Origin of the sequence: Eubacterium sp. SB2, assembly GCF_001244405.1 — a bacterium.
GTDB classification, from domain to species: domain Bacteria; phylum Bacillota; class Clostridia; order Lachnospirales; family Lachnospiraceae; genus Faecalicatena; species Faecalicatena contortus_B.
This window is the reverse complement of the sequence record NZ_LN865151.1, coordinates 226541-250610: the sequence shown is the minus strand read 5'-3', so window position 1 is coordinate 250610 and position 24070 is coordinate 226541. Positions and strand designations below refer to the sequence as shown.

Below are 24070 nucleotides of genomic sequence, written 5' to 3'. Positions count from 1 at the left end.
CATACAATCACAAAGGGCTGTTGTTACCATGATAATCTTCCTCCTTTTATCGGGCATCCGAACTATCCGTCCGAAAGCGATATGCCCCGCTGCCTCGTTCAAACCTCTGCCCGTCCGGCAGAACAATAACCGCAGTTGTATTGCAGGGGATTTTAACAAATAACTCAAAGTTCCCGTCTTTCTTCTCCCACTCCGAAACGATCTCTCCGTACGCTGATTTAAAAGTACGTTTCGCCCAGTCCAGCCGGTCATCTGGCTGCGGCTGAATCCGAATCTTTTTAAAGCCGGGTTCTTCATAATTAATTCCATTTATGTTGCGGAACATCCAGTCGTCCACACAGCCAAATGCATAATGGTTCAGGCTCATACAGAATGGCATTCCATAGATCTCTGATATAAAAGGGGCGCCGTCTTCATCTAGGGCAAACCAGCTCTCCCAGATGGTCGTTGCACCGTGTTTGACCTCATATAGCCACGACGGTGCTTTTTCGTTAAATAAAAGATCATAAGCCAGATCCCGGCGGTCAATCCGGCACAGGGCGTCCTGCAGAACCGGTATTCCTAAAAATCCGACATCCAGGCACCCGTCGTTCTCTTCTATTTTACGAACTAAGTTTTCCGCAAAGGTCTGCTTGAGATTTTCCGGTACTAGCCTATAAAAAAGAGGCATTGCATATGCGCCCATGAGATCAGCAGGCATATTGCCTTTCTCATCGATTACGCCTTTCTGAATAGCAGCTTTCATGTTTTGCGCCATTTCCCCATAATAATCTGCATCTCCATCATTTCCAAGAACTCTTGCAATCTCCGACATACTTGATACAGAATGATATCCATAGATCGGAGCCACATATTTTGTCGATACCCGTATCGCCTCAAAGGTTCCTTCCCCATACCCGTCCCTGGAATAACTCGGTATTAAATGTTCCCCGTAATGATGTCCGGTATTCCACAGATATTGCTCCACTTCCTCAGGAATCATACTGCCATCCGGACGGTTTTCTCTTGCCGTCCTAAGAACAAAATCACACCAGTTTTTCATGGACTCATATTGCTGCTTCAGAATCTGCATGTTTCCTGTCAGGCAATACATGTAAAATGGAACCAATACTGCCGCATCTCCCCAGCCCGCGGGAGACACTGCCTCCGGCGTCTTGAACTGTTCGGCATACATTTCATACTGCCCGATATAGGCTCCTGCCAATGGCACTACGAAGGGCACGGAACCATTTTCCTTTTGCTCACATGCCAGGTTTTCAAGCCATCTGGTCAGAAACGGAGTGATATCTTCATTTAATAATGCTGTTTTTGTGTATACCTGAATATCTCCTGTCCATCCTGCTTTTTCACGCTGTGGGCAGTCAGTGGGCAGCGAAAGCATATTCGCATGCTGTGACCAGCGCGTATTCTCATATAATCTGTTAATATCTGCATTGGAGCAGGCAAATGTTCCGGCATTTTCTTTTTCAGAACTTAATACAACAGCAGTAATATCCTCTTCATTTAAATCCTTTATACCATCGACCATAACATAACGGAACCCCTGAAATGTAAAATACGGCTCGTATACCTGTTCATTTCCATCTGAAATATATTCAATCCTCTGATCTGCCGTCGGATTGTTGTCGAAAAAATTTCCTTTTGCATCCAGCCCTTCCGTATGGATCACTGTCACCTTTGTCCCACTTGGTTCATGGATGTTCAGACGCACACGGCCGGCAATTACTTGGCCGAAATCAATAATCCGCTCGCCTTTCGGTGAAGTCAGGACATTTTTCACCGGCAAAATCATAATAGGGCGCACCGGCTGCCCATACTGCGCTTTTAAGTTCTGATAGCCAAAATCTGCCGGCACCACATCTAACCATTCGTCGTCAATAAACTCTGCGCTTTCCCATCCGTATGGCATTCTGTTTGCATCATAGCGTTCGCCGGCAAACAGATCCGAACACCGGACAGGGCTTTCCTTCACCTTTACGGTTTCATCTGAGCCAAAACAATCTGCAGTCCCATCCTCATATGTCACTTCCAGCTGCGTCAAGACCGCAAGCGCAGGATCATAAGTTTCATCCTGGGCCTTTGTCATAAATCCGTGATACCAGCCATCGCCCACATGCATCCCTATGATATTTATACCAGTATTTAAAAGTTCCGTAACATCGTAAGTTTGATAGCACAAATACTCTCTATACACAGTACACTCAGGCGCAAATTCACGGTCATCTGGACGTTTCCCGTTAACTGTCAGCCGATAGACCCCGTGGCAGGTTGCATAAAGCCTCGCCATTTTCACCTTCTTATTAAGAATGATCTTCTGGCGGAACATGGCTGCCGGAGGCTGATCCCCCAGATGTGCCTGGCGTTCTATGATCGGAAGCGGCGATTTTACCCATTTCGCCTGCCAGTCCTTTCTGTTTAAGAATGCTGTCTCAAATTCGCTGGAAGCCTCAGCTTTGTTTCCATGATTATCCTCAACCCTGACCTTCCAAAGATACCTGGTTCTGCTTTTTAAGTCATCCCCTCTGTACTCCACATATGTAGACTGTTCAGAAGTCTGCCTCGCGCTGTCCCATACAATCCTATTTTCGTTGTCCCTCACCTGGAGGTGATATGACCGCTGCATTACATTTTCCTCATCACTTTCCAAAATCCATGAAAAGTATGGTATTCCCTCAATTCCCAAAGGCTGCACCAGGTGCATACATTTCAAATCTTTTAATCTCAGCATAATGTTCTCCTTCCGCGGCTAATACATTGTTTCCCATACAATCATCTGATCTCTTCTTCCACTTTCATATTTGCATAAATAATAGCCGTAATAATTGAAAAGATGAAAGGGAATCCAAGATATAAAAAGTTAATGGCATTATTAGCCGCTGCAGTTTGGACTGCCGCTGTTCCGTCGAACCCGCTCCATGTCAGGATCCATCCACAGATAGCAGTCCCAAGCCCCTGGCCTATCTTTGTTCCGACTGTTGCACAGGAGAACAGTGAGCCGGTAACACGATGCCCCTTTTTTTGGTAATGGAATTCGTCTGCTTTTACTAAAAACGGCGTGTAGGTGGCAGATCCCGGAACCATTCCAAGCGCTTTAATCAGCAGGCCTGCAATTAGAATTATCATTCCTGTAAACTGTCCAAAAACTGCCACAATACAGCCTGCAACCGAGAGGACGGCCCCGTAAACACAGGCCCTGCGCATTCCCAGTTTGTCGATGAATTTCGGCATAAACGGAAGCCCCAGTATCAGAGGAATCGTGGTACACATACCTAATATGCCCATAAGACCCGCATTTCCCATCGAATACGTTGCGTAGTACGCCATGCTTGACTGCATAATACCGGAGTTTGCATATCCCACAAAATACAATAACAGGATTAATATAAAGTATTTATTCTGAAACAGTTCAATAATGGTCCGGCCGAATGAAATCGTTGCTGTTTTTGCCGGTGCTTCGGTATCGCTCTCCCTGACAGAGGAATCGAATTCTTCTTCCGGCAGTTCTTTTAGTGTGAAAAACGGGATTAACAGGATCCCAACGCCAACAACCGCATAGATCAGAGCAATCATTCTCCATCCCTGCTGCCCTCCTCCAAATGCCTCGACCAGGCCGGATGTAACGGATGCTACCACCACACTTCCTATGGTTCCGCTCAACATTGCCGCGCCGCTCATCGTAACCTGGTCATGCTGATCCTTTGTTACACGGGCAAGCATCATATTATAGGCAACTTGATTCATTGTATAAAAAACAGCACTGATCAGCAGGTAGAAAATAAAAATCCATGCACTTTTTGCCCCTTCCCCCAGCGATCCCGGGACATTAAAAATCAGGAACATACAGACTCCCATTGGAATACAGCTCATTAAATACCAAAACCTTGTTTTTCCCATCTTAGACTTTGTAAGGTCAATGATCCTGCCCATAAAGATATCTGTAATACCATCAAATACCTTTGCAAACATAAGAAGCGTACCGATAATCGCGGCGCTGACCCCAATCACATTCGTACAATAAAGTAATAAAAATGTGGTGATGGTTCCCCAGGTAAAGCCGCCCCCTGCATTTCCCAGTCCATAGGCAATCTTTTTCCACATTGGCAATGAACCTGTCTTTTGTTTACTCATGTTGATTTCCTCCTTTTTCAACAACTATTAATCACAGGTTCATCTTAAGTTTTATTTCTCAACTCTACAATTTGCATAATCCGACTTTGCCATAAATGTAATGACTTTAATCCGACTTATCATTGATTTTTCTTTATGGAATTGCTAAAATACGAGTAAACATAGGGATTCCAATCGTATTGGAGGAACGACTCATGAAACAGATTTTAGAATACATTGAACAGGTATTCAAACGGGAAGAACAAAAGAACCTGAAGAATTATGCGGCAGAGCATCTCTCATTTACACAAAAGGCCCACACCTGGCAGCCCTACAGCTCTGAGGGATACATCGATAAGGTTCTGCAGATTCCCTATGACTATTTTATGACAGTAGAATACTGTACACCAACGCAGGAGAATGGGTATGTTTTGTCTACATACTCCCCATGCCCCCTGCCGGTATCACAAAAAACCTATCTCCTGGAAAATAATAACGAAGACGACAATCTTCACAGACATGATTATTTTGAGATGATCTATGTATACAAAGGCACACGAACCACGCAGATCGAAAACCAGACCATTCATTTAACCGAACATGATATCTGTATTTTTGATACCCAGTGCGCCCATCTGGACATTCGCTCCAAAAGTGAAGGAATTGCTTTTTACTGCTGTATCACAAGTAAAATGCTGGATTCCTATTTTCTGAACCACTTGACCAATAAAAGCATCCGCAATTTTTTTCTTATCAAAGGCACGGCCAAGAGTGATGTAAGTTATTTGAAGCTCCATGCAGCTCCAGAACTGGCGAAAGATATCGAAGAGAACCTTGATTTTATCTTCCGTGAAATGGAATCGACCAAACCCGGATATGAAAGAATCGCCCAGATACATACATTGAGAATTTTGAATGCTTTCGAACGCTCCGATACTACCGATATCTATACCTTTTCCAAACGACTTCAGGGGAATAAACTATTTCAGGCTGTCGCCAGATATATTGACAGCCACATAGCCGATATCAGCCTGGAAAAACTCTGTGACCACTTTCATTACCAGGCTGATTATTACGGCAGACTGATCAAAAAAAATACCGGCTTGAACTATGCCCAATATGTGCATGCCCTGAAAATGGAGAAAGCAAAAAATCTTTTAGTGAATACTGACATGTCTGTTTCTGAAATACTGATATATCTGGGCTATCAGTATCATTCTTATTTTTATAAATCCTTTCAGCTGGAAACCGGAATGTCACCCTCCGAGTACCGGAAGGCCAAAAGGGTAAAACCGCCGGACTAACCTGCCGCTATTCACCGGATTCCTCTCCGAATATCGGTTCTATATCCTTTTTAATAAATTCTATCCTATCTTTCGCCTTAGGCGTAAACATAGAGGCTATAGCTACAACCATTTTCTTTTCCGCATTGACATAAATGACATTCCCCCCATCGCCCATTGCTGCATACCCCTTTCCTTTTTCATCCACCAGCCACCATAAATACCCATAGGGCAGGTTCTCGCCTTTCCAGCGGCTGTGTTCCTTTGTGCTTTCTTCTACCCACGCCCTGGAAACGATCTGTTTTCCGGCCCAGATTCCTCTGTCCAGGTAAAGCTGTCCTATTTTTGCCATGTCTGCAGGCGAAAGGGTCAGTCCCCATCCGGCGGAATTTACTCCGGCCGGATCGGATACCCATCCGCTGATGTCCGTGGCCTTATTAAATGCGAGTTGTTCTTCTTTGCTTTGGAAAGTGATACTGCGCTCCACGGTAATGCCAAGCGGTCCGAATAAATTCTCCCTGGCGAAATCCAACACGGTTTGTCCCGTTGTTTTCATGAGAATCCCTGTTAGAATATCAGGACCTATGAGAGGCGCATATCTAAAATCGCCTATGTTTCCCCGTCCTCCCAGATAGTCCAGACCAAATGACACCCAATCATCACTTGTAAAATACTTGACATAGGGAGCGAACCTATATTTATAGGGTGCTGTCATTGTCAGCAGATTTTCAAGCGTTATATTCTGAATTGTTTTTTCTCGTTTCTTCACTGTATAGTCGGGGAAAAAGTCCAGTACCTTCTGGCTGACACTTTGAATGCATCCCTTCTCTATGGCAATCCCGATTAATATGGAAATGATGCTTTTTGTCACGGAGTAAACATGAAGACGGCTCTGCGCGGTACATCCGTTAAAGTAGTTTTCATACCGGATCTGTCCTTCTTTTAGTACTACGATTCCTGCCGTATTGCTATACTCATTTTTAATTGTCTTCTCAAGCTCTGCCACTCGTTCCAGATTCATTTAAACGCTCCTCTCTGCTGCTTTTCTTTTTACCGGATAGTATACTTCCGTAATAAGTTCGCTTTCATTCGAAACCTGGGATGGATCCGTTACATACACTTCATACAGAGCATTGCTGCTCTCATACCCTTCTTTTTCCGCCCATTCGCGCTGTTTTGTATACACAGAAGGCAGATTGGAGTATGAGCCGTGAAGAACCGTTTTCAGGCACAATCCCGGACAAAAATCCCTGGTGCCGGTCGCGTATTCTTTCACCGGTATGGCAAATTCAGTATCTAAACCAAAAGGACTATATTCCGCACTGTGGAAAAGTACCATAGGCGGCGCGGATACAGTCAGTCGATCCGCCTCAATCTTCCGGAACAATTTGTGATAGCAGCTCCCATATGCTTCGGAAAATTCTTGTTCGTTCACCATTTTCCGGATTGACAAAAGATACATCAACGGCACTTCTGTAAGCTGAACATCAATCGTCTCCAAGTAGGACATCATTGATTTACCTGCCTTCAGATTTGAAATATCACTACTTAGCTGTTCCAGCGTCTCATTCAGTTTTCTGCTCTGATTCCCGATCTCTTTCGCCTTCCTGCTGAGCGCAATATAAAGCTTCGCCTCCTGTTCTTCCTCAGATCGAAGAATCTCGCCGATCTCCTCCAAAGAAAATTGATAAGACTTCAGCCGGTTAATCAATAACATCGTTTCCAGCTGGTCAATGGAATAATATCTGTAACCGGTCTCCGGGTTCACCTCATTGGGCAGGAGCAGCCCTATCTCTGCATAGTAGCGCAGTGTCTTCGTGGACACCTTGCATATGTTTGAAAACTCTCCAATCGTTAGCATCCGTTTTCCTCCTCTTGGTATGTAGAAAATCTACCCTAATCTTACACCTTGCCCCAAGGGGAAAGTCAAGGCGGGAAATTTTGAGCAGAAGGGATGAAGCATGAATACACTTGAAGTATTGACATTAGTGCTGGTAATTTTTGCAGCACTTGCTTACATAGATAACCATCAGAACAAAAAACAGCTATCCTCTACGGCAATAGAGGATAGCTGGTAACTATAAATTACTATGGTATCCGAAGCGCAATCATCAGACGAACCAAAGTCTTTTGATTACTTCTAAGTAAATTATACATTGGGTACTTGAATTTTTCAAGTACCCTTTCAAATTTTGTCAGAATTCCAAACATTTCCGCCTCACTTTACACCCCTTCCAAATACCACAGCTTCGTATGGCCGCAGGGATGGTGCACAATCTTTATAATTCCCCAAGATTTTATGATACCCCTCTTGCGAAAGCTCCTCCAGCACCACTTCTCTGTCTTTGAAGTTGCACAGCACAAGCATTTCTTCTCCCCCAAGTGATCTTTTGTACGCCAGTACATCCGGGGTTTCCTGATGCAAAAATTCTATCTCCCCTTCGGCTATTACCGGGTTTTCTTTTCTAAGACGAATTAATGCTTTGTAGAAACTGAGGATCGAATCCTCGTCTGCCGCCTCCGATTCTGCATTAATGGTTTTATAATTTTCCGGCAGGCCGATCCACGGTGACGCCTCTGAGAAACCTGCATTTTCTCCAGCAGTCCACTGCATAGGGGTGCGCCCATTATCCCGGGAACGCGCGGAGAGGATATCCAATGCCTCTCCGGGAGTCTTTCCCTGAGACAGCAGGATTTCATAATAATTCAGGCTTTCCACATCCCGGTACTGGGAAATATCCCGGTATCCTGCATTGGTCATTCCCAATTCCTCTCCTTGGTAAATGTATGGGGTACCGCGCATAAGATGAATAGCCGCGGCCAGCATTTTGGCGGATTCCTTCCAGTACTTTTTATCGTCTCCGAATCGGGATACGATTCTCGGCTGATCGTGATTGCACCAGAATACCGCGTTCCAGCCTCCTGCTTTCTGCATTCCGGTCTGCCATTCTTCAAAAAGACATTTCAATGCCCTTATATCCGGATCCATTAACTCCCACTTATTTCCGTTTTTGTAATCTACTTTCAAATGGTGAAAGTTAAAGCACATAGAAAGCTCTTTTTCTTCCGGATTAGAATAACGAATGCAGTTATCCAGTGATGTGGAAGACATCTCTCCGACGGTTACCATATCCTCAATCCCGGTATCATGTACCAGTTCCTTTAGAAACTCATGCACGTGCCTGCCATCCGTATAGAATCTTCTTCCGTCCCCTTGTGAATCATCCTCGAATATTTCCGGCTTAGATATGAGATTTACAACGTCGAACCGGAACCCTTTGATGCCCTTTTCCTTCCAGAAACGGATGACTTCTTTCAGTTCCTCTCTCACTTTCGGGTTCTCCCAGTTCAGATCCGCCTGTGTTACATCGAACAGATGAAGGTACCATTTTTCAAGATGAGGCACATATTCCCATGCGGGGCCGCCGAATTTGGACACCCAGTTCGACGGCGCTTTCTCCGGAGACCCAGCTTTGAAAATATAATAATCCATATACTCCGCATCGCCCATCAAAGCCTTTTGAAACCACTCGTGCTCTGTGGAAGTATGATTGAATACCATATCCAGCATCAGGCCAATCCCCCGTCTGTCAGCCCCGGCAATCAGTTCCTCAAGATCTTCCATTGTTCCGAACAGCGGATCGATGTTCCGATAATCCGCCACATCATAGCCATTGTCATTCTGAGGCGACACAAAAAATGGTGTCAGCCAGAGATAATCTACGCCCAGTTCCTGCAGATAATCCAGCTTTTCCAGGACTCCGCGCAGGTCGCCAACTCCGTCCTGGTTCGAATCTCTGAAAGATTTGGGATAAATCTGGTACACTGTTTTATTTTTAAAGTCTGCCATGTTTCATGCCTCCGTATTCCAATAGGTTACAACTGCCGTTTCGCCTGTTGCCGCCCGGCCGCCCGTATGATACTGAATCTCTTTTGCATCCCCTTCTCCGGTAATGATGCAAACCGTCACGTCCGGATGGCCTGCAGCTTTTATCTTCTCCCTGCTGAATCTGATAAGAGGGGTTCCTGTCATAACATCCTCGCCTTCTTTTACCAGATATTCAAATCCATCACCCTGCATATCCACCGTATCGATTCCTATATGAAGAAGCACTTCCATGCCGTTGTCCAGCGTCAGGCCGCAGGCATGGCGGGAATCCTCCATGAGTACCGTCACTTTTGCGTCAGCCGGTGCACAGAGCGTTTCGCTTTCCGGGAGAATGGCAAGGCCGTCGCCCATGATTCCCTCTGAGAATACGCCGTCTCCCACTTCTTTTAAAGAAATGACTTTTCCGTCTAAAAATGCCTTCAGTTCCATTTCTGCGTGTGCTTTTTTCGGGAATTTCTCTGTGAGCTGTGCTTCTGAATCAACATCTTCCCCCAGTATCTCCTCCGCCTGTACACAATTAAGAGGCCCTTTCTCTTCTCCCATTACTTCCGGGGAATCTTCTTTGTTTCCGGCTGATGCCACGCCCTTTTTCTTTCCTGCAATTATGGTCAGTACAAAAGGCACTACAATCGCAATCACCATGCACACAGCAAAGTAGAGCATATATTGCGGCTTGACGGAAAGGATTCCGGGGATTCCACCGACACCGATGGCATTTGCCGTCGTTCCGGTAGCCACACAGACAACTGCCGCGCAGGCGGAACCTATCATCCCGCATACAAATGGGAACAGATATTTCAAGTTAACACCGAAGATCGCCGGCTCTGTTACACCCAGATAACAAGAGATACATGCCGGTACATTCACTTCCTGTGCCTCCGCGTTCTTTCTCTGCAGAAAGATCATCCCAAGTACTGCGGAGCCCTGTGCAATATTAGAGAGTGCGATCATCGGCCACAGCATGGTTCCGGTGTAATCCGCAATAAGCTGCAGATCAATGGCATTCGTCATATGGTGAAGCCCGGTAATAACAAGCGGCGCATAGACAAATCCAAAGACCGCCCCGAATACGATTTTGAACGAACCTGTAATTCCTGCATATACGACACTCGATATGGCAGAACCTATCTGCCAGCCGACCGGCCCCAGAATAAAATGTGCTGCGATTACTGCCAGGAGCAGGCTGCAGAATGGTACTACAATCATGGAAATCACCTGCGGCGTAATCTTCCGAAAGAATTTTTCCAGGTATACAAGAGTAAAAGCCGCCAGAATCGCCGGTATCACCTGTGCCTGATATCCGATCATGTTTACCTTGAAAAAGCCAAAATCCCAGAACGGAATGTCTGCCGCTGCCGTGGACGCTACGGAGTAGGCATTCAGAAGCTGCCCTGAAACCAGTGTCAGACCAAGAACAATTCCCAGCATCTGAGTCGTACCCATCTTTTTGGTCACTGACCAGCAGATTCCCACCGGCAGCATATGGAATACCGCCTCGCCGATCAACCAGAGAAAACTGTCTATCCCGGACCAGAACTGGCTAATATCGCACAGTGTCTTGGTTCCGTTTTCAAATAGGTAGAGGCTGTCGATGCAGTTACGGAATCCCAGAATCAGACCTCCTACAATAATCGCCGGTATCAGAGGCGCGAAGATCTCTGCTATCGCCGCCACTGCGCGCTGCAGGAGATTCTGATTGCTCTTGGCAGCCTGCTTCACAGCGTCCTTGGATACTCCTTCAATTCCGGCAGTAGCAACAAAATCATTGTAAAAATCCGCCACTGTGTTCCCAATAATGACCTGGAACTGTCCCGCCTGTGTGAAACTGCCCTTTACAACCTTCATGGCTTCGATTTTTTTCACATCCGCTGCAGACGGATCGTTCAAAACAAACCGCATCCTCGTCATACAATGAGAAACTGCGGCGATATTCTTCTTTCCACCGACCAGTTCCAAAAGCTCTTTTGCGTCTTCTGCATATCTGCCCATTACTCTTCCTCCTAATCTTAACATCTGTTAGATTTTGCTTTTACGTGTCTGTTTATTCACTGCCTGCCCTGTCGTTGTCCAACTTGTTCAAACAAGTCCTTTAATCATTTTATACCATACTTGTTTAAACAAGTCAAGAGTTTTTTATAATAACTATGGAATGGATGGCGGGACACCTGGGGAATCGCCGGCGATAGTGCAGGTGCAGCTATAGCAGCTTGTCTTATAAACATCTGCGAAAAAGAGCAATTAGTACCACCTTGCGGGCAAATGCTGATTTATCCGGTTACAGATGCTACACTATCTTCAGAATCAATGAAAGTATATGTGGACACGCCTCTTTGGAATGCTGTTAATAATCAAAAGATGTGGAAGTATTATTTGAAAGGGAAAAATGAACAGGAGCGAATAAAAGCTTCTCCGCTGGATAATGAATTACCGGGCAAGGTACCTAAAACTTATATAGAAACCGCCGAATATGACTGCCTCCATGACGAAGGAATTGCATATGCATATAAATTGAAATTAATGGGTACAAGCGTCATTTTAAACGAAACGCACGGTACTTTCCATAGATATGATTCTTGTTTGAATGCAAAAATTAGTCGAACAAATGTAAAAAAGCGAATAGATTTCATTAAAAATTTGATTAGTGAAAGGTGATGACACGTTCCAGTTCAAAGAGGATTAACTAAAAAGTAAATTTAATGTACTTAAAGAAAGGCAGCCGCACTACGTTAATCCGTCAGTACTGCTGCCCCATAAACTCTATAAAGTTTTACTCAGCCGGCCCTGCCGTCTGATGCATTCCCAGCGGCTTCACATTAAAGTTCGAACGGTATTCTGTCTCATCCCAGAAAATATCTTCTGCCACAAGACACTGCGGATTCAACTCCACCCCATCCAGAATGATCTCTTTGAACTTCTTATAACCCGCACGGTCAATCAGATGGCCGCCATGGAGATATTCCGGCTTATAGTCCATAACCCATGCAGAGAACTTCTGCCAGTTGCGAAGAACGGAAAGAACTACATCCTCTGTTGCCCAATTCAGAAACATCTTACCGGTACGCGGAGTCTGGCGTCCTGTCCTGCCGCCTAAGATTACGCGGTAATACTTCGTGGGTTCTCTGGTCCATGCACTGGTTGGACATGCTCTGACGCACTCGCCGCAGCCAATGCAGCAGCAGGCATCCTTCTCGATCTTTCCGGTATCTTCATTGAGTTTCAGCACTCTGGTAGATGCCTTTTCACATGTGCGTGCACAGGCGCCGCAGCCAATGCAGCGTTCAGGGTGATAAACCATACGCGCCACCCCGATGATTCCGAAGTCACACAAATGTGCCTTATTACAGTCATTCGGGCATCCCGCAATATTAATCTTAATGTGATAATGGCTTGGGAAAATGATAGGCTCTATCTTCCGCGCCAGTTCATATGTATTGCAGTTTCCACAGATACAGTGGTAATTCCCGATACATGCCGTAATATTCCGTGCACCGATTGTCGGGTATCCGCTCTTTGGATCCCATTCTTGAGGTTCATGCGATACTGTGTCCATATCTACCTGGCAAAGCTGGGCATCCACCTCTTTGATATAATCTTCCAAATAAGCATTCACGGCCGGAACATTCTCATAAGGAATACCGGTTATATCGAACGTCTGCCTTGTTCCAAAATGGAAGTTCCCATCGCCCCAAGTCTTTGCAATATGCTCAATCACTGAAAGATAGGAGGAATCAATGAATCCTCCCGGAACCCTCATCTGCAGCATAAACTGTCCGGGGACTTTGGACTGGCGAAAGCAGTTAATCCGCAGTTTTTTGATATTAATATCCTGATTCATACCATTTACACTCCTTTCTCAATCCACCAAATCACGTGCTATTGTATAGGGGAACACAGGTCCGTCTGTACAGACATAGACCTCATCAATCCTGCAGTGCCCGCATTTTCCGATGGCACATGACATCTTCCGCTCAAAACTCATCCAGACCTTCTCCGGATCTACGTTGTATTTCATAAGTTCAAGCCCGGTGAATTTCATCATCGGCGGCGGTCCTACTACAATTACTGCATAATTTCCCTGAAATTCGTCAAATGGGATCTCTTTTACAAATTCTGTTACAAAGCCAGTCCTCCAGCCTTCCTTCTTGTCGGTATCCAGCGCATAGGTCGTAACAAACTGCTCCTTCCACTTCGCCAGATCCCCGCTGAAAATGATTCCTTCCTCATTCTTAAAGCCAGAAATAAGATGCACGCTCTTCACATATTCCGGCTTCTCTGCAAAACTGCGGAGCATAGAGCGCACCGGTGCCAAGCCCGTTCCCCCTGTAATAACGATTATATGTTTCCCGGCAAATTCATCGACAGGCCACCCTTTTCCATAAGGTCCGCGTAAGAACAGTATATCTCCCGGCTCCTTTGAAAAGATACAGTCCGTCACTTTCCCTACTGAACGGATCGTAAACTCCAGCCATCCCTCGCCCTGTGCCGAAACAGAGATTGGAGCCTCACCAATCTTTGGGATAGACAGCTGCATAAACTGGCCATGAGCTGGACAGACATCAGAAGCGACTCTGAAAGTCCACTCATGCTCGCTTTCTTTGTGCACATCCAGAATTGTGCACGGTTTTGGCATAACAGGATTCATCATAACAGTCCCTCCTTTACTGTTCCATGCCGGCTTTAATCTCCTCCACCGCATGATTCATTTTGTTAACAGTTGCACTAATCGATATCATTTCCGGACAGCGGTGTGTACACCGGCCGCAGCCAACGCACATGTGGGAATCCCCAAACCGCGCCTTATAATCATAAAACTTATGTAAGACCTTGAAGCGCATCCTGTCCGCCGCAGTACTTCGCATCTCTCTCTGCCCTGCCATCTGGTCAAACCCTTCCACCTGGCAGGAAGCAGTCACCCGGCGGCGCTCTCCCACTTCCGGATTATCCCCATAGAGAATATCCCGTGTCGTAAAGCAGGTACAGGTAGAACATGCCACCGTACAGCTGCCGCAGGATGTGCATCTTCCATCGAATTCCTTCCACATCGGATGTTTTTTAAGTGCCTTACGCACCTCTTTATCCGACAGATCAGGAATCCTGACCTTCAGTTCATTCTCCTCTACGAATACCGGTGTATAGCTGGTGTCAGGCATCCCTTCAAAATAATGCTGGAAACTCTCATCCGTCACATGAACCTTCAGCCCTTCTTCTGAAAACTTAAGCGCCAGTGAGTAGTCATCCGTCCGGTTCGTTCCCATTGAAACACAGAAACAAGTATCGTCTCCCCCATTACACTCCATCATGGCGAACTTAACCCGCTCTCTGACACGCTGATAATAGAAATCCTCATACCCTCCGTTGCCAGCAAAAATCTTTGCCTGAATATGCTGTGCATTGATATCACAGGGACGGGCAAGTATCAGAATTGGTTTTTTAGGTCCTTTACTCTCACGGTACTCGTCTTCCGTGAAATAAAGAATTGTCTCCTGGATTGGATTGATTACCTCCTTTGCAGGATAATCTGACTTTGCATCCCATACAATCTCGCTGACATGATCCACCTGGTCATAGCGGATAATGTCGGTATCCGAAAAACGCCCTTCTTTCAGGAAACGCTTCGGGGCATAAACGCAGTAGTCCTTTTTGAGTGCGCACAGAACCTCATCGGCCTGAGCGGTATTAAGTACATAATCCATTCTGAAAGCCTCCTTTTCATTGTTGTCCCAGAGTAACCATTTAGACTTGCCTGAACTGTTTCGTTCCAGAAATTTTACTGTTCGGTCTGACCAGTAACTCCGGTATCACATTCCTATTTATCTTACCATTAATTTACTATAATAAAAAATTATTTATTATTATTATATGATAAAATATAATTATTGTTGTTATTTTCTCTCCGCAGATAAACACCAACCTTCCCTCACAAAGACTTGACATCTCTATCCTATGAATTATAATAAAATTAGATGTTTAAACAAGTATGCCAATATAAAGGAAAATATACCATGCCAAAAGCAAAATTTGAATCCATATACAAGGATCTGAAACAAAAAATAGAAAACGGTGAATACCCTTATCAGGAGCTGCTGCCCTCTGAAAATACAATGGTGGACATATACAGCAGTTCCCGGAACACAATCCGGCGTGCCGTCCTGGAACTGGCAGAGCAGGGCTATGTACAGTCCCTGCACGGAAAGGGAGTCCGCGTAATCTATCAGCCGGTGGATCAGGCTGATTTTACGCTGGGGGGGATCGAAAGTTTTAAGGAATCCGCAGAGAGAAACCACCGGAAGACTTCCACGAAAGTCATTCAGTTCACAGAAATCACGGCCGATGCCCGAGTATCGGCAAATACAGGCTTTGCCGTGGGAAGCGAGCTGTATTATATTCAGCGGGTCCGTTATTTGGAGGATAAGGCACTGATCCTGGATATTAATATGTTTCTCAAATCTCTTGTGCCGGGGCTTACAAAAAAAATCGCGGAAAAATCCATTTATGAATATATTGAAAATGAACTGGGAATGGCTATTGTAACCAGTAAGAGAAAGATGACCGTGGAGCGTGCCACCGAAATTGACGAAAAGTATCTGGAACTGAACGATTATAACTGCCTTGCAGTTATCAGCGGCCAGACATTTAATTCTGACGGTATCATGTTTGAGTTTACCCAGTCCAGGCACCGCCCCGATTATTTCTGCTTCCAGGATACTGCAACCAGAAAGCGGGGGCCTGTATAACATCTGAGAGGAGTTTGAGACATGTGCGGACGTTATTATATTGACGACGAGACAGCCCAGGAGATTGAAAAGCTTGTCCGTCATCTGGACAGGAAAATGTCTGTTTCCGGAAAAAAAGACATCTATCCGTCTAATACAGCCCCCGTCATTACCGGGCATCACAATGAATTTGCAGAGGAGCTGTTTACCTGGGGATTCCCCGGATTCGGCAGTAAAAGCCTGATTATCAATGCCCGGGCCGAAACTGCTATGGAAAAAAGAACGTTTAAAGACAGTGTACGTACCAGGAGGTGTGCCGTACCCGCCACTGGATTTTATGAATGGAATTCCGAAAAAGAAAAATATACCTTTCAGAACCCGGACGGCAGCATCTGCTTTCTGGCCGGGTTCTATAAGGAATATGAGGAAGGCCCCCGCTTTGTGATCCTGACAACAGAGGCCAACGATTCTATGAAGAGCGTACACAACCGGATGCCGCTGGTCCTTGACAGGCAGGAGCTGGACGCCTGGCTGTTTGACGATGATCAGACGGAGCTGATTCTCAGAAAAGTTCCCGGCCCACTGAAAAAAGACACCGAATACGAACAGCAGAGCCTGCCATTTACCAACATGTAAACAGCTCTGCCAGACATTTTCCCTTCCGGGATGTTCCGCTTTACACCGACCGGCGTCTGATTATAGACCGGCAGGCATCCCGCCAGATGTTGAAACAGGAGATGAACATTATGGAACAAATGAATTTATTTGACGACCGCAGGCAGACGGCCCCTCTTGCCAGCCGCCTGCGTCCGGATACGCTCAAAGATTTTGTGGGGCAGGAGCATCTGCTCGGAAAGGGGAAGGTCCTCCGGCAGCTGATCGAACGGGACCAGATCTCTTCTATGATATTCTGGGGGCCTCCGGGTGTTGGCAAGACCACTCTTGCCAGCATTATCGCCGGACAGACAAAAGCTGATTTTATTAATTTCAGCGCCGTTACCAGCGGAATAAAAGAAATCAAAGAAGTCATGAATCAGGCCGAACAGAGCCGGCGCATGGGAATTCGTACCGTTTTGTTCGTAGACGAGATCCATCGCTTTAACAAAGCCCAGCAGGATGCATTTCTGCCTTTTGTCGAGAAGGGCAGCATTATACTCATTGGCGCTACGACAGAGAATCCATCCTTTGAAGTCAATGCCGCTCTGCTCTCCCGCTGCCGCGTATTTGTACTGAAAGCACTGGAAGAAAAGGATCTGGTGAAACTTTTAGGCCATGCCCTGGTGAGTCCTTCCGGTTTCGGCGGTCAGAATGTACATATTACGCCTGCCCAGATTGAGGCCATCGCTGCTTTTGCAAATGGAGACGCCAGAACGGCCCTGAACACACTGGAGATGGCGGTGCTGAATGGAGAAATCAGCGCAGCCGGAATCACGGTAACGAATGAGGGGCTGGAACAGTGTATCAGCAAAAAATCGCTCCTCTATGATAAAAATGGAGAAGAACATTATAACCTGATCTCTGCTCTGCATAAATCCATGAGAAACAGTGATCCCGATGCGGCTATCTACTGGATGATGCGAATGCTGGAGGGCGGGGAGAATCCCCTCTATATTGCCCGCCGCCTGATCCGTTTTGCCAGCGAGGACATCGGAATGGCGGACAGCCATGCCCTGCAGGTTACGGTAGCTGCGTATCAGGCCTGTCATTTTCTGGGCATGCCGGAATGCGACGTGCATCTCACACACGCGGTCACTTATCTCTCTCTTGCTCCAAAGTCGAACGCACTCTATACCGCATGTGAAGACTGTAAAAAGGATGTCCGCAATCTGCGGGCCGAACCGGTTCCTCTGCAGATCCGCAATGCGCCTACCCGCCTGATGAAAGAACTGGAGTACGGAAAAGGATATGAATATGCGCACGATACGGAAGAAAAATTGACGCACATGCAGTGCATGCCGGATTCCCTGAAAGACCGGCACTATTATCATCCGACCGGACAAGGGGAGGAACTGCAGGTTAAAAAGAGGTTCGAAGCGATCCGGAAATGGAAAGGGGATATGCCCCCCTCAGGAGAATTATGAAAGTAAAGAGATGTGTAAAAGAATCATTTGTTGTGATCGGAAAAGAAGGCTCCACGTTAGATGGGGATGGTTTTATACAGAAATTATGGGAAGATGCGAATGGAGCATTTTGTGAAATACAGCATCTGGCAAAAAAAGATGAACAAGGACATATCGTGGGTATCTGGGGAGCTATGTCTGATTTCTCCTATTCATTTAAACCCTGGGAAGAGAATTATACTAAAGGGGTATACCTTGCGGGAGCAGAATGTGATGATGACGCCGCTGCACCAGAGGGGTGGACGAAATGGAACATTCCTGGCTATGAGTATTTATATGTGGAATGTGCTGGTAATGATACATTTTCTGAGATGATACAGTATATGGTTGATAATAATCTTACATTGGCAGGAGCAGTACATGATTTTACTTGTCCTAAAACCGGTAAAAATTATATGTTCTTTCCTATTGACAGAGTTCAGTAATTGCAGTTTGTTAAGGTAATATTCAGGAATAACAAGATAAATCAAACGGGTAGAACTAGTTGATTCGTTTACGTCAATGGTATATACCATAACAAATGGAGGTGTTTTTATGCAGTTACATATTAAAGCATGGGGCAATAGTCAGGGAATACGCATCTCGAAAGATATCCTGCAGGAAGCAAATATTTCTATTGATGATGTATTAGATGTTCAAGTAGCCAACGGCATGATCACTTTGGTTAAACCATTTAGACATAAAACACTTGAAGAAAGAGCTGCCGAGTTTCAGGGAAAACTAAATTTGGACGGCGAGTATGACTGGGGTGAAACCGTAGGAAGAGAGGTTTGGTAATTTAAATTAGAATTGAACGAGGTGCTTATGGAAAAATATGAATTGATAGACCTACAAAGATTAAATCGAGCAGATTATTTTCATTATTTTATGAGTGTAGGAACTACAATTGAATTCACTGCTAAAGTAGACGTAACAGAGGTTCTAAAAAAATGCAAAAAAGAAACTCTTAATTTTCAAGCAGTAATGTTGTATCGACTTTATAAAGCGATAAATGTAATTGAAAATTTCAAATATGATATTTTGAATGATAAACTGATTAAATGGAATAAGATAGTACCTACTTTCTCTTCAATGAATAAAGATACTAGATTATTCTGCACCCTTTATGCAGAAATGCAAGAAGATTGTGATGACTATAATGTTCAATATAAAGAAATAGTGGAAAAGTATGCAAACTCTACAACAATTGTTCCTCAAGGAGAATTGCCAGCCAATATATTTAATGTTTCTTGTATACCGTGGTTACATTTTGAACATTTTTCTTCTAATTCAAAATCATTGGAGAATAAGATTGTAAAGATGATTACTTTAGGGAAATATGAACAAGTAAATGACCGTTATATATTACCTATTACCATACAAGTATCACACGCAATCGCAGATGGTTATCATGTTGCATTGTTTTTTGAAAAATTTCAGGAAGAATTGAATGTTGGATAATATCAAATTTCAGTTTGTAGGATTGGGAAATTTGAATCGATGGAGATATCATGATGAAAGAGATAATCGCTTATGAGTTGTCATTTAAAGAAGCCTTAGAATACCATAATGATATACTTTGTGTTCCCTTCCAAGAAAAATATTGGGATGAATACATGCGGATTTATAATGAATGTTTCTATGAAATGAGAAAAGATTTGGAGATTGAACCAATTAATTATTATTCTAAATATTCTCAAATGAGCGATAAAATAGACACTACTTTTATTTACCTGCAAAACGGAGTTATAGCAGGGGCTGTTACTTGTTTTGGAAATGAAATAGACGATCTGATTGTCAGAAAATCATTTCAAAGGTTGGGAATAGGACAAAAGTTGTTACTATGGGGAATGAATCATATAAAAGAACAAGGCTATAATGAAATTGTCTTACAGGTAGCCGAATGGAACCAGGGTGCTATAAAGCTATATTTAAAAACAGGATTCAATATCAAGAAAAAAGAAAAGATTCGTTAATTTATAGTTCGTTAATAATCAGAATTTGTGAGGAGATATGTATGAAAAAGAGCGTAATAATTTTGAATGTCATGGCAATTTTGTTATTGATTCTTTTGATTGTGTGCGCTTATCTATATTGGAGTACAGGAATATTTTACTCCGTCACTGGTATTGGCTTAATCCTTTTTATCATTACAGTCTCGGCGGTTCAAAGATTTAAAAAGTAGTAAGGTCATTGTCAAGTTGTAGAGGTGAATAATGAATATCAAAAAAGTTACAGGTGAAAAAAAAGAATATATTGATTTGCTGTTGTTGGCTGATGAGCAGGAAAGTATGATAGACAAATACCTTGAAAAAGGCGAAATGTTTGTTCTGGATGATAATGGCATAAAAGCTGAATGTGTGATAACCAATGAAAACGATGGCATTTATGAGCTTAAAAACATTGCAGTGCTGCCCGAATGTCAACGTAAAGGCTACGGGAAAAGCCTGATAGAATTTTTATTTAATTCTTATTCCGACTGCACTGTTCTGTATGTTGGTACTGGAGACTGTCCTTCGGCCCTATCTTTTTATAAAAAATGTGGTTTTACAGAATCCCATAGAATTAAGAACTTTTTTGTAGATAATTACGATCACCCAATGTTTGAAGATGGAATACAACTGGTTGATATGGTTTATCTGAAAAGAGAACGATAAATCCCCAATTATTTGAAAGTTCAACAGCATAGAAATGGGGAGTTGACGGAGGAATAAATCAAATGAATTATAAAATAATACGTCTAATAGAAATGCCTGAAATAAAGAATCAAGCTGCATTGGAGTTGCCGGTACTTTATTGAATTATGTATGTATGGACATGAAGGAGAAAGGAATTGATACCTTATATCTTATAACAAATCACACCTCTTTTTATGAGCGTTATGGCTGGGAATTTTTTTGTATGGTTCAGGGAGATGGCGAACCCGAGATTACAAGAGCGTATAGGATGTATATACATAGAAGCAGCATCTGAGCGGCATTCTAATTAGGAGTGTGATTTCCGATAGGAAAAGCCATTAGCTGACGATTCCAAATAATAACCCGGTGTTTAGAAAGGAAAAAGTCTCATATGAAAAGATATATAGCCTTGTTTAGGGGAATAAATATTGGCGGTAAAAACAAGATAGACATGAGTAAATTAAAAGAGGCCTTTGCAGAACTTGGTTTTACAGATATTACAACTTATCTTAATAGTGGTAATGTAATCTTTTCAAGTGTTATTGATGATAAAAACGTTCTTTCCAACAAAGTTAAACGAATAATTAAAGATAGATTTGATTTAGATATTCCAGTTTTTATTGTTTTGCAGGAAAAATTAAAAGAACTATTAATTAATGCTCCTGATTGGTGGGGAGATAGTAATAAGGAAATATACGACAACATTATATTTCTTTTGCCCCCTTTATCTTATGAAGAGTTTTTTGATGAAATCGGCAAGCCGAAAGCGGAATATGAGAAAGTGCATAATTACAAAAATGTAATTTTCTGGTCATTTAGCCGGAAGGATTATCAGAAAACAAATTGGTGGTCAAAGACAGCCCGTGCAAATGTTAAGGACAAGATTACAATACGAACAGCAAATACTGTAAGAAAAATAGTTGGGCTGTGATATAAAGCAGCAAGGCCGTTTGAAAGCTGATAGCCTGACAGCATCCAGTCTTCTCTATTGCAACAGAGATCGTTGAGAGTACAATTTTCATTTGGAAAACAAAGGCCCTGCAGTACTTTTATCCAGCTGGCACAGTGCTGCAAAAGTACTGCAGGATCTCTGTTGCATGATCCTATACATCATCATTCAAAGTGTAATCTTAAACCGGTTTTTCCCCTCCTCATAAGCATACTCGATCGTTCCGCTCAGCTTGCCCACAATCTTCCTGGCTATGGCAAGCCCCAGCCCGGTTCCGCCTTTGGATATTCTTGCTTTATCCCCGCGCACAAACGGATCAAACAGAATCGGGCGGATATCTTCTGCAACCGCCTCCCCGTCATCCTGTACAATAATCTCCGCTCTTCCCCCTGATTCCCTGACGGTGATCCAGGCTCCCTGCCCGGTCCGGTTGTATTTTCCAATATTACTTAGAAGATTTTCAATGACTCTGGTAAACTCTTTTCTGTCAACAGCCGCCGTAATTGGAGTCTCCGGGATCTCAATATGCATCTCAATTCCCTTGTCTTCCAGCTCTTCATAGTATTCGGCGCATGCTGAGCGCACCAGCTCGCAGAGGTCTGTCTGTTCCGGCTCCAGCTCATATTCCGGGTTGTCCAGCTTCAGCAGCAGGAACATTTCATTGACAAGCACATCCACCCTGGCCGCCTTTTTGTCTATAATCCGATAGCATTCCTTCAAGTCTTCCGCCTTTACCAGCCCTTCCTCCAGCGCATTTGCATAACTTTTAATCGTAGAGACAGGGGTTTTGATGTCATGGGACAATTCCAGCAGCATACGGTTTTTCTTTTCTTCGCTGATCCGTTTTTCCCGCTTCTCCTCTTCCAGGCGTTCCGTCATGATGTTAAAACTATCACGTATCTCCTCGAACTCACGCTGTGCACGAAAATCCAGCCGCACCTGATCCACACCGTTTTTAATCACCTGCTCCATTCCACCGGTGATCTCCCTCAATGGCCTGCGTATCTTTCTGGATAGATAACGGCTCATCAGAAAGCAATTGCCGGCAAAGAACAGTACAAACAATAAAAGAAACCCGACGGTCAGCTTCCTGCCCTGTTGGCTGCTCCCTGCATTATAATTATAAGTCATTGACAGCGCCTTCCGGTCTATTTTAATTAAATAATAGAAAGTTTGTCCCCCTTTTTTCACCGTCTTTATAAATCCTCTGTAATCCTTTGCTGAGGCAGTCGTTTCTAGATAATTATCGGTCACCAGATATTCGTAGATCTCTTCCTGGGTATACGACTTTGGTTCATCCAGTTTATCTCCGTATACCTCCAGAACGCGATAGTCTTCATCCAGCTTTTCAATCCAGCCGCCATTTTTTTCAAGTACACTCAGATTCTGGATTTTGCCGCTGCCGTCCACCATATCATAGGGCGCCAGAGTCTCGATACTGCCGCCCCCGATGCCAATCAGTATCCCGAACATGCATACGTTCAGTCCTATTACCAGAAAGACAGCAAAGAGAACATAACTGCCCACCAGCTGCCTGAATACGCTGCCTGACTTTTTTCTCTTTCTCATCACGTCTCCCTCTCCATCTTGTAACCCAGGCCCTTTACTGTCTTAATCTGAGGCGGCTGCCCGCCCGACTGCTCCAGCTTGCCCCTCAGGTTGCTGATATGTACCATAACAGTATTGTCGTCCCCCGCGTAGGAATCCTCCCACACGCTTTCAAAAATCTGCTGTTTTGTAAAGATCCTTCCCGGCTGTCCCATGAACAGCTTTAAAATCTTAAACTCCGTGGATGTCAGCTCTACTGCCCTGCCGTCCAGCTCCACTGTCCCTTCCTCTTCGCTGAGCAGCAGTCCCCTGAGACGGAGCACTTCCCTGGCCTGCTTTGTTTCTTCACGGTAGTCATAATTTCTTCTGAGCTGCGCTTTGATACGTGCCACAACCTCCAGAGGATTAAAAGGTTTTGTGATGTAATCATCCGCCCCCAGTTCCAGCCCCAGGATCTTATCATAATCCTCACTCTTCGCAGTCAGCATAATGGCCGGAATCCGGCTGGTCTCCCTGATCTTTCTGAGTACCGCATATCCGTCCAGCCCGGGCATCATAATATCCAGAAGGACAAGGTGCACTTCCTCCCTCCGGAAGATTTCCATTGCCTCGATCCCGTCCTTCGCCTTTCTGATCCCGATATGTTCTCTGTCCAGATATAGTTCCAGTACATCCAGAAGCTCTGCCTCATCGTCCGCCGCCAGAATTGTATACATTATCCATTCCTCCCATTTCGCTGTGAATCCGGTATTCCTATGTAAAATAGCATACCCAAAGGGCACCCCGTAACTCATGCCCTTTGGG

Annotated in this window: 23 protein-coding genes; 12 read left to right on the top strand and 11 right to left on the bottom strand. The window is 44.4% G+C overall.

Annotated elements, in window-relative coordinates; translation table 11 throughout:
* Nucleotides 1-46 precede the first annotated feature (46 nt).
* Nucleotides 47-2728: a family 78 glycoside hydrolase catalytic domain gene (locus BN1938_RS06005; protein ID WP_050639729.1), complete on the bottom strand. Its 2682-nt coding sequence runs from the start codon at nt 2726-2728 to the stop codon at nt 47-49.
* A gap of 41 nt (nt 2729-2769) precedes the next feature.
* On the bottom strand, nt 2770-4128 hold the full coding sequence (locus BN1938_RS06000; protein ID WP_050639728.1) for an MFS transporter: 1359 nt from the start codon (nt 4126-4128) through the stop codon (nt 2770-2772).
* A gap of 194 nt (nt 4129-4322) precedes the next feature.
* Here BN1938_RS06000 and BN1938_RS05995 point away from each other — a divergent pair, with 194 nt between their 5' ends.
* Nucleotides 4323-5411, top strand: a complete 1089-nt coding sequence (locus tag BN1938_RS05995) for an AraC family transcriptional regulator (RefSeq protein ID WP_050639727.1) — start codon at nt 4323-4325, stop codon at nt 5409-5411.
* Nucleotides 5412-5418: 7 nt separating this feature from the next.
* On the opposite strand, the gene BN1938_RS05990 is transcribed toward BN1938_RS05995, so the two are convergent.
* The 4 genes from BN1938_RS05990 to treP form a co-directional block, all read right to left on the bottom strand.
* On the bottom strand, nt 5419-6411 hold the full coding sequence (locus tag BN1938_RS05990) for a serine hydrolase domain-containing protein (protein WP_050639726.1): 993 nt from the start codon (nt 6409-6411) through the stop codon (nt 5419-5421).
* Nucleotides 6412-7251 carry a MerR family transcriptional regulator gene (locus tag BN1938_RS05985; RefSeq protein ID WP_050639725.1) on the bottom strand — a complete coding sequence of 280 codons (840 nt, stop codon included), beginning with the start codon at nt 7249-7251 and terminating at the stop codon, nt 6412-6414.
* 357 nt (nt 7252-7608) lie between these two features.
* On the bottom strand, nt 7609-9240 hold the full coding sequence (treC, locus tag BN1938_RS05980) for an alpha,alpha-phosphotrehalase (RefSeq protein ID WP_050639724.1): 1632 nt from the start codon (nt 9238-9240) through the stop codon (nt 7609-7611).
* A gap of 3 nt (nt 9241-9243) precedes the next feature.
* Complete coding sequence (gene treP, locus BN1938_RS05975; RefSeq protein WP_050639723.1) at nt 9244-11268, bottom strand: PTS system trehalose-specific EIIBC component; 2025 nt, start codon at nt 11266-11268, stop codon at nt 9244-9246.
* Between the two features lie 183 nt (nt 11269-11451).
* Between treP and BN1938_RS05970 the strand changes: the two genes are divergently transcribed.
* Nucleotides 11452-11931, top strand: a complete 480-nt coding sequence (locus BN1938_RS05970; RefSeq protein WP_082202834.1) for an alpha/beta hydrolase fold domain-containing protein — start codon at nt 11452-11454, stop codon at nt 11929-11931.
* A gap of 115 nt (nt 11932-12046) precedes the next feature.
* On the opposite strand, the gene asrC is transcribed toward BN1938_RS05970, so the two are convergent.
* The 3 genes from asrC to asrA are packed head-to-tail and all read right to left on the bottom strand — an operon-like array spanning nt 12047 to nt 14972.
* Nucleotides 12047-13114: a sulfite reductase subunit C gene (asrC, locus tag BN1938_RS05965; protein WP_050639721.1), complete on the bottom strand. Its 1068-nt coding sequence runs from the start codon at nt 13112-13114 to the stop codon at nt 12047-12049.
* An 18-nt stretch (nt 13115-13132) separates the two neighbouring features.
* Nucleotides 13133-13924: an anaerobic sulfite reductase subunit AsrB gene (asrB, locus tag BN1938_RS05960; protein ID WP_050639720.1), complete on the bottom strand. Its 792-nt coding sequence runs from the start codon at nt 13922-13924 to the stop codon at nt 13133-13135.
* Nucleotides 13925-13937: 13 nt separating this feature from the next.
* Entirely contained in the window at nt 13938-14972 is a 1035-nt protein-coding gene (gene asrA, locus BN1938_RS05955; protein WP_050639719.1) for an anaerobic sulfite reductase subunit AsrA, read from the bottom strand.
* Between the two features lie 309 nt (nt 14973-15281).
* Here asrA and treR point away from each other — a divergent pair, with 309 nt between their 5' ends.
* From treR to BN1938_RS05905, 10 genes are all read left to right on the top strand, one after another.
* A complete protein-coding gene (treR, locus tag BN1938_RS05950) occupies nt 15282-16013 on the top strand; it encodes a trehalose operon repressor (RefSeq protein ID WP_050639718.1) in 732 nt (243 codons plus the stop codon).
* Nucleotides 16014-16034: 21 nt separating this feature from the next.
* Nucleotides 16035-16628, top strand: coding sequence for an SOS response-associated peptidase (locus tag BN1938_RS05945; RefSeq protein WP_050639717.1), 594 nt, complete (start codon nt 16035-16037; stop codon nt 16626-16628).
* A gap of 110 nt (nt 16629-16738) precedes the next feature.
* Nucleotides 16739-18073 (top strand): replication-associated recombination protein A, encoded by a 1335-nt coding sequence (locus BN1938_RS05940; RefSeq protein ID WP_050639716.1) that lies wholly within the window; start codon nt 16739-16741, stop codon nt 18071-18073.
* Complete coding sequence (locus BN1938_RS05935; protein ID WP_050639715.1) at nt 18070-18537, top strand: GyrI-like domain-containing protein; 468 nt, start codon at nt 18070-18072, stop codon at nt 18535-18537. The genes BN1938_RS05940 and BN1938_RS05935 overlap by 4 nt, the downstream gene beginning before the upstream one ends.
* A 109-nt stretch (nt 18538-18646) precedes the next feature.
* Entirely contained in the window at nt 18647-18889 is a 243-nt protein-coding gene (locus tag BN1938_RS05930; RefSeq protein WP_050639714.1) for an AbrB/MazE/SpoVT family DNA-binding domain-containing protein, read from the top strand.
* Between the two features lie 27 nt (nt 18890-18916).
* Nucleotides 18917-19552, top strand: a complete 636-nt coding sequence (locus tag BN1938_RS05925; protein WP_050639713.1) for a CatA-like O-acetyltransferase — start codon at nt 18917-18919, stop codon at nt 19550-19552.
* Nucleotides 19553-19602: 50 nt separating this feature from the next.
* Nucleotides 19603-20067: a GNAT family N-acetyltransferase gene (locus tag BN1938_RS05920; RefSeq protein WP_242843813.1), complete on the top strand. Its 465-nt coding sequence runs from the start codon at nt 19603-19605 to the stop codon at nt 20065-20067.
* A gap of 240 nt (nt 20068-20307) precedes the next feature.
* Nucleotides 20308-20748, top strand: a complete 441-nt coding sequence (locus BN1938_RS05915; protein WP_050639711.1) for a GNAT family N-acetyltransferase — start codon at nt 20308-20310, stop codon at nt 20746-20748.
* A 118-nt stretch (nt 20749-20866) separates the two neighbouring features.
* On the top strand, nt 20867-21064 hold the full coding sequence (locus BN1938_RS23875) for a GNAT family N-acetyltransferase (protein ID WP_369794745.1): 198 nt from the start codon (nt 20867-20869) through the stop codon (nt 21062-21064).
* Nucleotides 21065-21160: 96 nt separating this feature from the next.
* Nucleotides 21161-21700: a DUF1697 domain-containing protein gene (locus BN1938_RS05905; RefSeq protein WP_050639710.1), complete on the top strand. Its 540-nt coding sequence runs from the start codon at nt 21161-21163 to the stop codon at nt 21698-21700.
* Nucleotides 21701-21886: 186 nt separating this feature from the next.
* Here the strand turns inward: BN1938_RS05905 and BN1938_RS05900 are convergent, their stop codons facing one another.
* On the bottom strand, nt 21887-23287 hold the full coding sequence (locus BN1938_RS05900) for a HAMP domain-containing sensor histidine kinase (protein ID WP_050639709.1): 1401 nt from the start codon (nt 23285-23287) through the stop codon (nt 21887-21889).
* Nucleotides 23287-23982, bottom strand: a complete 696-nt coding sequence (locus BN1938_RS05895; RefSeq protein ID WP_050639708.1) for a response regulator transcription factor — start codon at nt 23980-23982, stop codon at nt 23287-23289. Before BN1938_RS05895 ends, BN1938_RS05900 begins: the two co-directional genes overlap by 1 nt.
* Nucleotides 23983-24070 lie beyond the last annotated feature (88 nt).